Raw genomic sequence first — 14552 nt, 5'->3', positions numbered from 1 at the left:
GCTATCCGGATCACGAAATGCGTGATCCGGATACCAGGCTCTGCTCGTTCCACCGTAGGGAAGAAGTCAGACGGAGGGCTTGCGGAACTGTTTGATCATCGCTGCGTAACTGTCGTCGGCGTGGCCGTCGGCTGCCGCGCGTTTGGCCAGTTCCAGGAAGAAATTCGGCAACTCGGCGTTGACGCCGAGCGCCTCGGCCTCCTGGACCAGGTGCTCCATCCCGCCCATGTGGATGGCAACGGTGGCGTCGGTGGCCGGATACTTGCCCTCGTCGATCTGCTGCGCGTATGCGGAAACGTAGTCGGTCGTCACGTTGATCGCGGTGCTGGCCAGGGTCGCGAAAGTCGTCGCCTTGACATTCGCGGTGCCCAGCAGTGCGGCACCCTGCAGGAAGCCGTTCAGGACACCCCACATGATGCTCAGGACGGACATGTCATACAGGGCAGACAGGCCGTGGTCCTCGTCGAGGTAAACGGTTCCGGTCTCGCCGAGTGCCTGGAGGGTGGCCTGGTGCTCCTCGAAGGCGGCCTTCGATCCGGAGTACAACAGCGTGGCATCGGCGGTGCCGATGGCCTGGGGAAGGGCGAGGATCGCCCCGTCGAGGTAAGCGCTGTCGATCTTGGCCGCCCACCCGGCGGTTTCGCGCGCTTGGGTGGAACTGGCCGTGGTCAGGTTGACGAGGGTACGGCCGGCCAGCGAGGCGCCGACCGGGTCCAGCAACTCGTGCACGGCGTCGTAGTCCGAGACGCAGACAACGACGAGTGGGCTTGCCTCGACCGCGCTCTTGATCGAGCCGGCCAGGGTGGCGCCGTTGGCGACGAGATCGTCAGCCTTGGCCGCCGAGCGGTTCCAGACGGTGGTCGGGTGACCATTCGTCAAGAAGGCCGCGGCCAACGCATGGCCCATCAGTCCCAGGCCGACAACGGTGACCGGCGATTGCGAGGCGGAAGGGGTGGACATATGTGCTCCTGCGTATCTCATGCGGCGTCCGCCGCGACGGGTGTGGTTGCCGTGGCCAGGGCTTGGGCGTGATAGGTCGCCGGTCCGGACGGCTCGGCCAGGTATGTCGTGATGGTCGCCGAGTCCAGCGCGCCGGCGGGGACCGGCGCACTGTCGGTGGACCGGCACGCTGTCGGTGGACCGGCACGCTGTCGGTGGACCGGCACGCTGTCGGTGGACCGGCTGGGGCCGAAGCCGGCACTCGGTCATTGCGGCGAGGTGGCCCAAGCGGCGGTCCAGCCGTGCTACGGGTACCTCATGTGAAGAACCCGACGATGCTGCGGATGCGGTCCCCGGCGAACTCGACGACGTCGTAGCCGGTGGCGACCGTGCCGAGTTTCCAGCTGAACAGCGCACGGTCGTGGTGGGCGCCGACCACGGTGTCGAGGGTGAACCTCAGGTCGCCGAGCTTCTCCCGGGCGCGGCCGATCGCCTCGGACAGTTCGGCGTGCCCATGCAGACCCGCGTTGTCGGGATCGGCGTAGAGCGAGTCCTCGGTGAGGACGGACTTCATCAGTGTCACCCGGGCGGCGGCGTCTCGCTCGTTCCAGATGTCGAGGTAGGCGAGGATCACATCGGTGGCGCTCACTTGCCGGCTCCTTCCAAAGTGGATGTTCGCTGTGGTTGCAGAGGGGGCCTGATGACGAGGGCGACCAGGCCACAGGCGACGGTGACGGCGGACGTCCAGCCTGCGAGGTGCAGGCCATCGAGTAGATGGGTCGAACTGGTGGTGAGGACGACGAAGACCGCGAGGCCGAGCGCGCCGCCGATCTCCAGCCGGTCCACGGTTCGCCCGCCGAACAGCAACAGGCCACCGAGCCCGCCGGCATAGGCGCTGACCGTCCACTGCACCGACTGCGGGCTGAACTCCAGCGCGTGCCCGATGTCGGGCAGCGCCACGTACACGATGTTGTAGTCGAGCGCCACGATGAGCCGGGTCAACGCAGCAGCCCGGGACGAGGTCCTTCTCTGGCCACAAGCCCCATTTCTATATGCCGTCGTATTACTACACGGTGTTTAGTTAAAGCATGCTGTAGACTAGAATCAACACTGTAGACTGTCAACTGTGAGCGACCACACGATGAGCCGCCGCGACCGGCTACGCACCCAGACCAGCGCCGAGATCAAGGCGATCTCCATGAAGCTCATGGCGGACGGCGGCCCGAACGCCATCTCGCTACGCGCGATCGCCCGTGAGATGGGCATGACGGCCGGCGCGATCTACAGCTACTTCGCCACCCGCGATGACCTGATCACGACGCTCATCGGCGACGTCTACACCTCGGCGGTCGACGCCGCCGAGGCCGCCCGTGACGCGGTGCCGGAAACCGATCCAGGCGGCCGGATCCTGGCCTGGGCCCAAGCCATGCGCGAGTGGGCGTTGGCCAACCCCGAAGGCTTCCGTCTGATCTACGGCGACCCCGTGCCCGGCTACCGTCCGCCCGACGACGGCCCCGGCAAACAAGCCGAGGCACGCGCCTGCAGCGGACTGATCGGCCTCGTCGCCGCAGCCTGGCCGACAGCCCAGGCGCGCCGATCCCAGGACCGCGCCTACAACTGGGCTGACTTCGATCCGGACCTGGTAGCCCATGTCCGGAAGGACTTTCCGGACCTGCCACCGGCAGGCATCGCGATGACGCTAAGGGTGTGGGGCCGCATGCACGGGCTCATGGCCCTAGAGATCTACGGCCACCTGAGCACCCTCATCCACGACCCGGCCACTGTCTACCGCGACGAGATGCACGACCTCGTCGCCTCCCTCGGCCTCATATCGTGACCGCAGCCCGCGATCAGCGGAGATCCGGCGAACGTGCCGACCATGAGGGGCACATTGCCGGCGTCGCCGGCCTCGCCCTCTTGCAGCACGATCACCTCACCGGATCCGATCACGCCGCCCGGGCCGGCACCCGGCGCCCGCGCGGCCACCGTCCCGGACTCCGTCGTACTCGGCCCGGACCTCCTATGGCTACGGCAAGCCGCCACCCGGTCGATCGCGGGCGCGGAGGTAGGCGTCCAGGTCGGCGGCGCCTGTGAGCATGGCGCGGCCCCGGGCGGACAGGCGGGCCTGCCAGTCGCGCAGCATCGACTCCAGCGGGGCGACGCCTCCGGCGGAGCGGACCTGGGCGATCAGCGGGGCGATCTGCTCCAGCAGGTAGCCGCCCCGCCTGAGCTGGTGGGCCAGCCGGGCGTCGCGTACGTCGGCCGCGCTGTAGACCCGGTAGCCCGTCTGCGGATCGCGACGCGGCCGGACCAGCCCGGCGTTCTCCCACTTGCGCAGGGTGGCCGGGCGGATGCCGAGCCTTGTCGCCAGGGGGCCGATGAAGGTGTCGCCGCGCTCCTGCGGCACGGGCGCCAGATCGCGGAGCGCGGCTTCGACGGCCTGGAGGGTGCGGCGGTCGTCGAGGAGCTGGCCGTGGCTGTCGTCGATGAGCCGCAACGCGTCCTCGGTCGCGTCCCGGTTGACCGCCTGCATGATCGAGGTCGCCGTCTGGTGGCCGTGTCCGGGCACGAGGGCGAGGAACGCGCGCAGGGCCTGCGCGTGCAGCGGCGTGTAGGCGCGGTAGCCGTGGGGGGTACGTTCGGCGGCCGGCAGGATGCCGGCCTCCTCGTAGTTCCTGACCGCCTGCGTGGACAGACCATGCCCGCGCGCCAGGTCCACTGGCCTCATGAATGCATCACCGATTGAAGGTCTGTCGCGATGAGAACGAGTATTTCGCGGCAAAGTTTACACTGAAAGTTCAACGATACCGTTGAAGGTATGGATATCAAGGACACGGCCCGGCCGCTCGACGGCGCGGGCGTCTCGACGTTCCTCCGGTCGCTTCCCGCCAAGCCCCTGCTGCTCGGCCTGGGCGAGGCCAGGCACTTCGTAGGGGAGCTGGGCGAGCTGCGCAACGAGATCTTCCGGCATCTGGTCGAGCACGAGGGCTACCGGTCGTTCGCCATCGAGAGCGACTGCCTCAGGGGCCTCATGGTGGACGACCACATCACGACGGGCACGGACACGCTCGATGACGTCATGGAACGCGGTTTCAGCCACCGCTTCGGCGCGTCCCCGGCCAACCGCGACCTCGTGCGCTGGATGCGCGCGTACAACGAGAAGCATGACGAAAAGCTCCGATTCTTCGGGTTCGACGGCCCGCTGGAGTATTGGGCCGAGAGCCCGCGCCAGGCGCTCACCGCCCTCTACGCCCTCCTCGACGGCCCGCTCCCCTGCACCAGGGAGACCCTCGACGCGCTGCTCGGCCCGGACGAACGGTGGACGAACGAGGCCACGGTCATGGACCCGTCCCAGTCGATCGGCCAGTCCGCCGACGCCCAGCGGCTGCGGCTGCTCGCCGACGACCTGGTGGCGCTGCTCGACACGCAGGTGCCGCGGCTGAGCGCGAAGGACAGGGAGCGGGCGGCACTGTACGGGCGCACCGCCGTCGGCCTGCTCCGCTACCACTACTGGATGGCCGACACGTCCTCGGCGCGGATAACGCGGCTGTCGGCCCTGCGGGACGCGATGATGGCCGCCAACCTGCGCGCCGTCGCCGAGCACGGCCCGGCCCTGGTCTTCGCCCACAACCTCCACCTGCAGCGGAACAAGAGCCTCATGCCGGTCGGCGACCAGACGCTGGAGTGGTGGAGCGCGGGGGCGATCACCGAAGCGCACCTGGGCGACCGGTACGCCTTCCTGGCCTCAGCATTCGGCACGGCCGGCGACGACACCCCGCCCCCGGACACCGTCGAGGGCATCCTGTCCACGCTCCCGTGGGACCATTCGCTCATCGACGCCCGCCGCCTGGCCGAGGCCATCACGAAGCCCGCCCCGCGCATCTCCCACGATTTCGCCTATTTCCCGCTGGACCCGGCCCAGCTCGGCATGATCGACGGCGTCGTCTTCCTCAAGGAGGCTGTCAGGCTGGATTGACAGGCGCACCATCACACCATCTATGCCCGGGTGCCGTTGACGCCGCTGTCACCGGCCGCCGTTTCGGCGTTGAGCTGGGTGAGCAGTGGACGATGGATGGCCGCGGAGTGCCGTAGCTGGTGGAGATCGAGTCCGGTGTAGGGGTGGAGCAGAACGCGGGTCCGGTCGTAGCCCAGGCGGGCTCGGCCGGTGCTCTTGGCGACGGCGCGGGTCTCGTCCGGGGTCTCCTTGCGGCGTTCGGCCTCGGCGGGCCAACTCGATCGGGCGCTGCTCGCGCAGAACCTTCCAGAAGGTCATCAGATCGCAGTCCAGGTCGTTGACCGTCTCCAGCCGGGAGGGCTTCTTGGCCGGGAGTACGGCCAAGGATCCGGCGAACGGTTCGACGTGGTGGGTGTGCTCGGGCAGCATGACGGCGATCTGGTCGGCGATCTTCCGACCGGTCGCCTTTACGATGTAGATCAATAACTTTGAGCGGCGTCGCCCCGAGCCCAGGCGCCTGAATCCTGTCCAGCGGGCAGAGCCCCGGCCTGCGCGTCGACTTACCGCACCCCCACCAGGCCGACGCGGGCTACCACCATCCATACTGCGAGACTGTTCCCGAAGGCCCCTTGAGCCGAAGCTCTCACCCCTCCCCCATCGGGTTCGCCCTCCGGGTCATCCTCGACGCCGTTCTTCGGCCGGTCCCCCACCGCGACGGCGGCGTCTGATCATCGGACCTCAGCAACCCGCTGGATCAGGACCGCTCCCTTACGACTACGGCTGCTCTCCGAGCGCCCGCGCGAGCAGGGCGGCGTGCGCCGAGGAAGGCTCGGACAGATAGGCGTCGTGAGGTCACAAGGGCGGCGGAGCCTGGATGGCGGGAAGGAAGAGGGTCCAGAACTCGCTGATGCGCCGGGCCAGGTCGGCGCGGGCGGTCAAGGCGTTGGACACGTGCTGGACACCGAAGAACGCGGCGGCCGTCATCCACCCCAGCGTGGCAGGCTCCACGCCGTCGCGCAGTTCGCCCTGAGCCGCCGCGTCGGCGTACAGAGCGGTGAAGGAGTCGATCCAGCCGACGAACGGCGGCGGGAGCGGCGCGTCGATGACGTTGCGTTCGAGTTGCAGGCGCGATGCCGCCTGAATGGCGGCATCGTCCGTCAACGCCGACGTCAGCGCCTCGAGCAGCTGCTGGACCCGGACCAGGCCGGGCGATTCCGGCTGGATGCGCGCGACCATCTCGGCCCTGCGCTGGTCGAACGCCTGGACCAACGCCACCGTGATGGCCGCCTTGGGAAGATGTTCATCGTCGGCACACTCGCTTTCGGCGCAGCCTCACTGCTGTGCGGTCTCGCCCAGACCTCCGGCGAACTGGTGGCCGCGCGTCTGCTGCAGGGCCTGACCGGAGCCGCCATGGTGCCCCAGGTGCTCGCTCTGATCAGCGCGGTCTTCCCGCCGGCCGAACGTTCCCGTGCGCTGTCGTGGTTCGGCGTCACCGTGGGCGTAGGCGGGGTGGCCGGGCAGGTGCTGGGCGGCGTCCTGCTCCAGGCGAACGTGCTTGGCTTGGGATGGCGGGTCATCTTCCTGGTCAACGTGCCGATCGCGCCGGCCGCCGCCGTACTGGCCCATCGGTTGCTGCCACGTCTGCGCTCGGCGGCCAGGCCCCGGCTGGACCCGGTGGGCGCGGCCGGCATCTGCCTCAGCCTCGCCCTGGTGCTGGTGCCGTTGGTGCTCGGCCGCGCCGAGGGCTGGCCGCTGTGGGGGCGGTCTTCTTCCAGGCTCTGGGAACCGGCCGCGGTCCAGCCAGCCGCCTACGCCTCCGCTCTGGCCACCGTGGTCGTCGTCGACCTACTGCTGGTCGCGCTCGCCATGATCGGCAGCCTCCTGCTTCCCCGCCCCGCCCGCAAGCAGCCGGCCTGAACGCCATCAGCCACACCACCCGCGCGAGCCGCCCCCGGCCGTACACCAGGACGAACCGATGGTCAGGCTCACCACGGCCGTCATCGGCCCGGCGGTCCGGCCTTCACCACGGGAGCGCCAGCGCCTGTTTCCCGAGCCGAAATCAGGCGCCGCCACCCCTGGAACCGCTCACCGAAGCATTGCTCGGCGGGCGGGGCGACAATCGGGGCGGGGGCCGACGCAACGGCCGACTGAGTCAAGGCGTCCAGAACTCGCTTCAGCTCATCGGTCCGCCACGGGGCGGGCGGACGGCCGTCCACGTCCTCGAACAGCAGCGCGACCCAGCCTTCGGAATCGAAGGAGGCCAAAAATCCAGGCGCGGGCACGTCGGCGGAGGTGGGAGGGTCAGGAAGCGGTGACGGGGACCTTCTCTTGGGCCGGAGCAGGAGCGGAACGCCGCAGTACGGCGAGGCTGACCACGAGGGCGGCCGCGAGGAGCCCGGCGGCTACCGTAAAGGCCAGCCGGTAGCCGCCCGTCAGCGCCGCCGCCTCGGAGGCCCCGGAGGCGAGCAGGACGCCGGTGCGCGAAGCGGCGAGCGTGGACAGGACGGCGACGCCGAGCGCCATGCCGATCTGCTGGGTGGTGTTGAACAGCCCGGACGCCAGCCCGGCATCGTCGGCTTTGGCCCCAGACATGCCCAGCGTGGTCAGCGCGGGAAGCACCAGCCCGCCACCCGCGATCAGCAGCATCACCGGGAGCAGGTCAGCGGTGTAGGAGGCCTGCACCGGCACCCTGGTGAGCCAGCCCATCGCGCCCAGCAGCAGCACCAGGCCGGCGACCAGGACGGCGCGCTCCCCGAAACGGGTGTTGAGCCGGGCGGAGACGAACAGCGACACGCCGCCGATGGCGACCGCCGCCGGAAGCATCGCCAGCCCGGTGTCGAGGGCGCCGTAACCGAGAACCTTCTGCATGTAGAGGGCAACGATGATCTGGAAGGCGAACATGGCCGACAGTGTCAGCATCTGCACCAGGTTGGCACCCGAGACGTTGCGCGAGCGGAAGATGCGCAGCGGCATCAAAGGGGTGGGCGCGCTCGCCTGGCGGAGGAGGAAGGCGGCCAGCAGGACGAGCGACACGGCCCCAAGGCCCAGCGTGTGGCCGGCCAGCCATCCGTACTCCTCGATCTTGACGACCGTGTAGATTCCCAGCATCAGCCCCGCGGTCACCAGTAGGGCGCCGAGGACGTCGGCACCCGCGGCCAGCCCCACGCCGCGGTCGGCGGGTAGCACCTTGACCGCCAGCGCGACGGTGGCCAGTCCGATCGGCACGTTGACGAAGAAGATCCAGTGCCAGCTGAGCGCATCGGTGAGCACTCCCCCCAAGACCTGGCCGATCGAAGCGCCGGCGGCACCGGTGAAGCTGAAGACGCCGATGGCCCTGGCGCGTTCCCCGGCTTCGGTGAACAGCGTCACCAGGATTCCCAGCACCACCGCCGAGGCCATCGCGCTGCCCGCCCCCTGCAGGAAACGCGCGGCGATCAGCAGGCCGGGACCGGTGGCCGCCCCGGCGAGCAGAGAGGCGGCGGTGAAGACCGCGTTTCCGGTCAGGAACATCGCCTTGCGTCCGATGAGGTCACCCAGTCGCCCGGCCAGCAGCAGTAACCCGCCGAACGCGATCAGGTAAGCGTTGATGGTCCAGCTCAGGCCGGCGGTGGTGAAGCCGAGATCGCGCTGGATCGCGGGCATGGCCACGGTCACGATGCTGCCGTCGAGAATCGACATCAGCATCGCCGCTGACAGCACGGTGAGGGCGAGGCGTTGGGGATAGGACATGGTCTTCTCCTGTTCGGAAGCAACAAGAGAAACCGTAACAGATAGTTTTGTTATAGACGATCCCTTGCGGATCTATTGTCGGGCTCGCCGCGCCGCCTGTGGTGCCTCCACCGGGGTGGCGAGGTGCCCTTGAACCAGGCGATCCATCGCACGGAGCAGCACCTCACGCTCGGCCTGCGGCAGCGCGTCCAGGGCCGCGCGATGAACGCCGTCGACGATCTCCTGGCTGCGCTTGGCCACTTCCCTGCCTTTCTCGGTGACCGCGATGATCCTGGCCCGCCGGTCGGCGCTGGACGGGCGGCGCTCGGCCAGGCCGGCTTTCTCCAGGGCGTCGACCGTGACCACCATCGTTGTCTTGTCCATGTCGCCGATCTCTGCGAGCTGGATCTGCGTGCGCTCCTCCTCGGCGGCGTGAACCAGCACACAGTGCATGCGGGCCGTCAGCCCGATCTCGGCGAGGGCCGCCGCCATCCGGGTACGGAGCACGTGGCTGGTGTGGTCGAGCAGGAAGGACAGGTCGGGCACGGTGCGCGTCGAGGCCATAGTGGTCATGGGGCCAGTCTAAGTTCGTTGCGGATTATCTGCGTCATGCCTATTCCGCAGGCAGCCGAGGCATGACCGGGATGCATGACCACGACACTCAAGACCGCTTCCGCCGTCTCAGCGCTGCCGGTAGTAGTCGGCGAGTGCGGCGAACGCGGCCTTGGGTTCCCACGGCATGTCGGGGTAGGTGGCTCCGAGGCGGTCCTCGTAGACCTTGACGATGCCGTAGCTTGCCAGGTCCAGGTCCTCACGAGGGTCGCCGTCGGGGCGGTGCGGGTGGTCGTAGAGCGCGAAGGTGAACACGAAGGTGCCGTCGATGCCTCCGGCTTCGAAGGCCTCCAGCAGCTCGCGCAGATACGCGGCCTGACCTGCCTCGTCGCGGGCGTACCGACCCTTCAGCCGAACAGGAACACGGGTGTCCTTGCCGTACTCGACGATCTCCAGACCGTGAGCGCCCCGCTCGCCGGCCCCCTGGTAGCCGGCCGCGCCGAACTCGGTGATCGCGACCGGCTTTCCCTGCGCGACAAGGTTACGGACGCCTTCGGCGAAGCGGTCGGCGATCTCGGCCGACCGGTAGAGATCCACGGACATGATGTCGAAGGGTGTCCAGTCGACGCGCTCAAGCGGTACGGAGGCGTAGGTCACCTTGCCGCCGAAGTGCTCACGGACGAGTGCCACGACCCTGCCGAGGAAGTCGTTGACACGCGCGCTGACCTCGCCGATCTGCTCACGCACGCGATGCGGCCGGCTCAGCAGCGCCAGGCGAACCGCTACTGGAGCTCCCCCCTCGGCGCGATCCTGCGCGAACTGTTCTCTGCAGCCGGCGGCGTGTCGGAACTCCTTGCGCAGCTGCAAGACCAGTCCGGCGACGCCGCAGCCGCCCCCTGGTTGACCATCCTGGGGCGCGCGGTCGCACGCGGTGAAGCGGCCCCCGAAGCACTCCATCCACGGGTCGCCACCGTGGCCATCGTCCTGCTGCGCAACGAATTCGTCGTGCGCGGGGTCCCTACCGCACCCGACGACGTCCTCGTCGAGATCGTCGACGAGGTGTACCTGCCTCTAGTACGGCGACGCGGGCCGACCCCGGACTGATCTTCCACCGGCGCCGAGACCTGCCCAGCGTCCGCTGTCGCGGTTTCCGGCCGAGGCGCATATCGGGGTCGGCCCGGTCTGACGGACAGTGGAGCGGCCCACGCCTGGGTGCCCGGCGATCGCGGCGACGGACTCCACGACCATGAACAACAGCTTGTCGACCATGGACTGCCTGCCGAGCCGGTGAATCCCCGCGCAGATGCCCGGTCCTCGCGGCGCCGAGATCCGGAAACACGTTGTGAGCACTCACCCACTGCCGGGCCTTGCCGAAGGCTTCTGCGTTGGTCCGCGCGGAGAACGGCGACCTGGCGATCGACCGGCAGCCCGGACATCCGCCGGCCTCTCGGCCGGTGGTTCTGCGAGCGACGAGGGGTCGTCAGGGCGGACTCGGGGGAAGGCCCGGGAGACCAGTAGGAGCCGCGCCGCTCACGGGAATACCGGCCTATTCATGAGGCAGCGTTCCGGGCACAGATGCTACGGTGGACGGCACTCGTAATCGCGGGCAAGGGGAAACCAGACATGACAGGTGACGACGACATCTCCGGGTGATACCGGAAGTGATCGGTCCACGGCAGGCGTGTAGAACCGCCGCCGAGGCCATGTCGTTGTTTCACAAATCCCTGTCACCCTGTCGGGCTGCTGCGGCGCGCCCGCGTTCCATACGAGGTCTCTTCCATGTCCGGCGTGTTCATCGTCTGTTCCAACCTGTCCTTCTCCTGGCCTGACGACACCCCGATCTTCCACGATTTGTCCTTCACCATGGGCCCCGGCCGCACCGGCCTGGTCGCCCCCAACGGCGCGGGCAAGAGCACCCTGCTCAAGTTGATCGCCGGCGAATACCGGCCGGGTGGCGGAAGCGTCACGGTCGGAGGCGTACTCGGCTACCTGCCGCAAAGCCTTCCCCTGGCCGGCGACCTGACCGTGGCCGAGGTCCTCGGGATCGCCCCAGTGATCAGGGCCCTGGACGCCATCGAGTCCGGGGACACCAGCGAGGAGCACTTCAACACGATCGGCAATGACTGGGACATCGAGGAGCACACTCGCGCCCAGCTTGACCGGCTCGGCCTCGGAGACGTTGATTTCGGCCGCCACCTGCGCACGCTCAGCGGTGGCCAGGTCGTCTCCCTCGGGCTGGCCGCGCAGTTGCTGAAGCGACCCGATGTGCTGCTGCTCGACGAGCCGACCAACAACCTCGACCTCGACGCCCGCCGTAGGCTCCACGGCGTGCTCGACGACTGGAACGGCTGCCTACTGCTCGTCAGCCACGACCGGACGCTGCTCGACCGCATGGACGGCATCGCCGAACTCGACCAGGGAGAGCTGCGCTCGTACGGGGGTGACTTCAGCGCGTATGAGGAGGCCGTGCGCGCCGAGCAGGAGGCCACCGAGCGGAACGTGCGCAGCGCCGAGCAGGAGCTGAAGCGCGAGAAGCGGGAGATGCAGCAGGCCCGCGAGCGCGCCGAGCGCCGGGCAGGCAATGCCGCGCGCAACCTGAAGAGCGCCGGCCTACCGCGCATCTTCGCCGGGAACATGAAGCGCGGAGCCCAGGAATCGGCGGGCCGGGCGGGCAAGACGCACACCGCGCGGGTCAGCGACGCCAGGACCCGACTGGACGAGGCAAGCCGCGCCCTGCGCGACGACCAGAAGATCGTGCTGGATCTACCGGAAACCAACGTCCCGGCCGGGCGCACGGTCTTCCACGGCGAATGCATGCAGGCCCGCTACGGCGAACGCCCCCTCTTCACCGGGCAGGGGATCGACCTGACCATCCGAGGCCCGGAGCGCATCGCCCTGACCGGGCCCAACGGCGTCGGCAAGTCCACGCTGCTGCGCATGGTCAACGGCGAGGTGGAGTCGGAGGGCGGTCTCGTCAGGCGGGCCGTCGGGCGCATCGCGTATCTGTCCCAGCGGCTGGATCTGCTCGACCTCGACCGCACCGTGGCGGAGAATCTCGCCGCCTTCGCGCCCGGGATGCTCCCAGCCGATCGGATGAACCTGTTGGCCCGCTTCCTCTTCCGGGGCTCCCGCGCCCACCTTCCGGTGAAGGTGCTCTCCGGCGGCGAGCGGCTGCGCGCCACGCTCGCCTGCGTCCTGTGTGCCGAGCCGGCACCACAGCTCCTGTTGCTGGACGAACCCACCAATAACCTCGACCTGGTCAGCGTCGGCCAGTTGGAGAGCGCGCTCGCGGTGTACCAGGGGGCATTCGTGGTGGTCAGCCATGACGAGCGGTTCCTCGCAGAGATCGGAGTGAGCCGCTGGTTGCGGCTCTCCGAGGGCCGCCTGCTGGAAGCAGGGGGTCCGCAAGGCGCCTGATGCGCCTGCCAGGTCGGTATCGATCACGCGGTTGGTTCTGTTCTCCCAGCTCAGAACGCCGACCTGGGCTGACACGACCGCGTGCGCTTCGTGACGACTTCGTTGCCGACACCCCTGATACGGCCACGGGCCCGCCGCCATCCGCGTGAGCGGCCCAACGTAGTCGATGCCGGACGAGCGCCTACCCCGAGACCGTCGTCTTCATCGCTGCCTGGCCTCTGCCGGGCCTCAGCCCCGGCAGAGGCCCGGCGACCCGATCCTGGAGCCGACTGAGACGACCCTCCTCAGGACCGCCTTCAGGGCCGGGTCAACGCATCGCGCCCCCTGTCCACGATCTCCCTGACCGCCTTCAGGTCTCCGATGTCGCCGGCGGTCGCGAGTGCCGCCTTGGCCGCGTCGTAGGCGTCGAGGACCGCGTGCCAGTCGGTCCCGTCCCCGCCCTCCTGGTCCAGGAGATCGATCTCCTCGCCCAGCCGGGTCACCTCCTCCTCGGCGCGCCGCCTGCCGGCCTCGAAAGCGGCCTTGGACTCGGCGGCGGATCGCCGCCCGGCTCGGCGGCGCCTCAGCTTGATCCTGATCGCTCGGAGCACCAGGGCGACCACGAGCAGGCCGCAGACTGCAAGGACGATGATCCAGCCGGTCGCCAGTCTGCTCGTGGAACCCGAGAGGTCGGCGTCCTTGGCGTATTCGACGTCCATGTCGGTGACGTCAGCGCCCTCGAAGGTGGCGCCTTTCACCTCGGCGTGGGACAGATCGGAGGCGATCATCTTGGCGTTCTTGAAAACGGCGTCGAAGAACTGGCCGCTGCCCATCTCGGCCCGATCCATCCGGGCCCGGGTGAAGTCGGCCTGGTCGGCCTTGATGGAGGAGAGGTCGGCATCGGTGAGATCGGCGCCGACGAACTTGGCGCCAATGGCGTTTCCGCTGTTGAGTTTCGCCCTGGACATGAAGGCACCGCTCAGATCCGCCCCCGCAAGCTCGACGCTTCTGAGCTCGGCCTGGCCGAGACGGGCCCCCCTGAGGTCGGCTCCCTTGAGATAGCGGACCGTCGCACCGGTGAGCGAGGCCTTACGGAGGATCGTACGGTCGAGCCGTACGGAACTCAGATCGACTCCGTCCAGCTTGGCGCCCGTCAGGTCGGCGCAGCTCAGGTCACTGGGGAATTTCTTGATCGCGGTCAGGTCCCAGCCCGCGTACTGCTGCCCGCCGCCCGGCTCGCACGCGGCGTCAGGAAGAGGTAATTCCTGGGGCACGCCCGTGCTGCCCGCGAGTCGCGCGCCGGTCGCGTCACGCAGGTCGGCCTGGCTGAGGTCGGCTCCCTTGAAGGTCGCCCCCTCCAGGGCCGTGGAGTAGAGCTCCGTCCCTGTCAGGTCGGCGTCCCGGAACACGGTCTTGAGGAACGTGGAGCTGCGAAGCTTGGCCTTGCCGGCCTTGACCCGGGTGAGGTTCGCGCGGCGCATGTCCACGTTGTACGCCTCGGCGTCGCGCATATCGACGCCGACGAGCTTCGCGTCGTCGAACTGGGCCTGGTAGGCCTTGGCCCGGACCATCGTGGCCCCGCTGAGATCGGCTCCCTCCAGGTGGGCGCCGTAGAAGGAGGCGTCGTCGAGATTCGCTCCGCGAAGATCGGCGCCGCGGGCGTTCGCGTCGGGGAAACTGGCCTCGGAGAGATCGGCCTTGCGCAGGTCGGCACCCGCCATCTCCGCATAGCTCAGGTTCGCTCCCTTGAACGAGGCGCCCCTGAGATCGGCCCCGGTGAGCACGCTCCGCACGGACACGCCGTCCAGCTTCGCGTTGCGCAGATCCGCACAGGTCAGATCGGCAGGCAGGGGGGCTCGGCTGAGGTTCCTGCCGGCCAGCTTGAGACCGCTTCCGGGCGTGCATGCGGCCTCAGCCCTGGACAGAGGGCTGAGGACGACCGCCGCCAGGATCGCGGCCGACATGAGTACTCGAGGTATTACCGACATTTCCGCTCACGATC

The 14552-nt window shown here is 68.8% G+C and carries 15 protein-coding genes; 5 read left to right on the top strand and 10 right to left on the bottom strand.

What is annotated here, in order from left to right; all coding sequences use genetic code 11:
• Positions 1–66: 66 nt before the first annotated feature.
• The 3 genes from ACQPYK_RS21900 to ACQPYK_RS21890 form a co-directional block, all read right to left on the bottom strand.
• Entirely contained in the window at positions 67–960 is an 894-nt protein-coding gene (locus ACQPYK_RS21900; protein WP_433257924.1) for an NAD(P)-dependent oxidoreductase, read from the bottom strand.
• A gap of 295 nt (positions 961–1255) precedes the next feature.
• Entirely contained in the window at positions 1256–1588 is a 333-nt protein-coding gene (locus tag ACQPYK_RS21895; RefSeq protein WP_433257922.1) for a nuclear transport factor 2 family protein, read from the bottom strand.
• Complete coding sequence (locus ACQPYK_RS21890; RefSeq protein ID WP_433257920.1) at positions 1585–1941, bottom strand: hypothetical protein; 357 nt, start codon at positions 1939–1941, stop codon at positions 1585–1587. The genes ACQPYK_RS21895 and ACQPYK_RS21890 overlap by 4 nt, the downstream gene beginning before the upstream one ends.
• Before the next feature lie 124 nt (positions 1942–2065).
• Here ACQPYK_RS21890 and ACQPYK_RS21885 point away from each other — a divergent pair, with 124 nt between their 5' ends.
• Entirely contained in the window at positions 2066–2776 is a 711-nt protein-coding gene (locus ACQPYK_RS21885) for a TetR/AcrR family transcriptional regulator (protein WP_433257918.1), read from the top strand.
• A gap of 189 nt (positions 2777–2965) precedes the next feature.
• Here ACQPYK_RS21885 and ACQPYK_RS21880 read toward each other — a convergent pair whose 3' ends face one another.
• Positions 2966–3667 carry a TioE family transcriptional regulator gene (locus ACQPYK_RS21880; protein ID WP_433257916.1) on the bottom strand — a complete coding sequence of 234 codons (702 nt, stop codon included), beginning with the start codon at positions 3665–3667 and terminating at the stop codon, positions 2966–2968.
• A 90-nt stretch (positions 3668–3757) separates the two neighbouring features.
• Between ACQPYK_RS21880 and ACQPYK_RS21875 the strand changes: the two genes are divergently transcribed.
• Positions 3758–4915 (top strand): erythromycin esterase family protein, encoded by a 1158-nt coding sequence (locus ACQPYK_RS21875; protein WP_433257914.1) that lies wholly within the window; start codon positions 3758–3760, stop codon positions 4913–4915.
• Between the two features lie 48 nt (positions 4916–4963).
• On the opposite strand, the gene ACQPYK_RS21870 is transcribed toward ACQPYK_RS21875, so the two are convergent.
• Together ACQPYK_RS21870 and ACQPYK_RS21865 are read right to left on the bottom strand one after the other, a co-directional pair.
• A complete protein-coding gene (locus ACQPYK_RS21870) occupies positions 4964–5497 on the bottom strand; it encodes a DNA adenine methylase (RefSeq protein WP_433257912.1) in 534 nt (177 codons plus the stop codon).
• Positions 5498–5746: 249 nt separating this feature from the next.
• Positions 5747–6169, bottom strand: coding sequence for a hypothetical protein (locus ACQPYK_RS21865; protein ID WP_433257910.1), 423 nt, complete (start codon positions 6167–6169; stop codon positions 5747–5749).
• Between the two features lie 21 nt (positions 6170–6190).
• Between ACQPYK_RS21865 and ACQPYK_RS21860 the strand changes: the two genes are divergently transcribed.
• Positions 6191–6811 (top strand): MFS transporter, encoded by a 621-nt coding sequence (locus ACQPYK_RS21860; RefSeq protein WP_433257908.1) that lies wholly within the window; start codon positions 6191–6193, stop codon positions 6809–6811.
• Between the two features lie 384 nt (positions 6812–7195).
• Here ACQPYK_RS21860 and ACQPYK_RS21855 read toward each other — a convergent pair whose 3' ends face one another.
• The 3 genes from ACQPYK_RS21855 to ACQPYK_RS21845 form a co-directional block, all read right to left on the bottom strand.
• The gene (locus ACQPYK_RS21855) at positions 7196–8623 is read right to left on the bottom strand and encodes an MFS transporter (RefSeq protein WP_433257907.1); all 1428 of its coding nucleotides are present in this window, start codon (positions 8621–8623) and stop codon (positions 7196–7198) included.
• 72 nt (positions 8624–8695) lie between these two features.
• Positions 8696–9175 (bottom strand): MarR family winged helix-turn-helix transcriptional regulator, encoded by a 480-nt coding sequence (locus tag ACQPYK_RS21850; RefSeq protein WP_433257906.1) that lies wholly within the window; start codon positions 9173–9175, stop codon positions 8696–8698.
• Positions 9176–9283: 108 nt separating this feature from the next.
• A complete protein-coding gene (locus ACQPYK_RS21845) occupies positions 9284–9901 on the bottom strand; it encodes a hypothetical protein (protein WP_433257904.1) in 618 nt (205 codons plus the stop codon).
• Between the two features lie 3 nt (positions 9902–9904).
• Between ACQPYK_RS21845 and ACQPYK_RS21840 the strand changes: the two genes are divergently transcribed.
• Both ACQPYK_RS21840 and abc-f read left to right on the top strand, forming a co-directional pair.
• Positions 9905–10258, top strand: coding sequence for a TetR-like C-terminal domain-containing protein (locus tag ACQPYK_RS21840; RefSeq protein ID WP_433257903.1), 354 nt, complete (start codon positions 9905–9907; stop codon positions 10256–10258).
• A gap of 675 nt (positions 10259–10933) precedes the next feature.
• Entirely contained in the window at positions 10934–12571 is a 1638-nt protein-coding gene (gene abc-f / locus ACQPYK_RS21835) for a ribosomal protection-like ABC-F family protein (protein WP_433257902.1), read from the top strand.
• A gap of 296 nt (positions 12572–12867) precedes the next feature.
• On the opposite strand, the gene ACQPYK_RS21830 is transcribed toward abc-f, so the two are convergent.
• On the bottom strand, positions 12868–14514 hold the full coding sequence (locus ACQPYK_RS21830; protein ID WP_433257901.1) for a pentapeptide repeat-containing protein: 1647 nt from the start codon (positions 14512–14514) through the stop codon (positions 12868–12870).
• Between the last annotated feature and the right edge of the window lie 38 nt (positions 14515–14552).

The sequence above is a fragment of the Streptosporangium sp. CA-135522 genome (genome assembly GCF_050949235.1).
Lineage (GTDB): Bacteria > Actinomycetota > Actinomycetes > Streptosporangiales > Streptosporangiaceae > Streptosporangium.
Note: the sequence above shows the minus strand (reverse complement) of the source record. Positions and strands in the feature narration are given on the sequence as shown.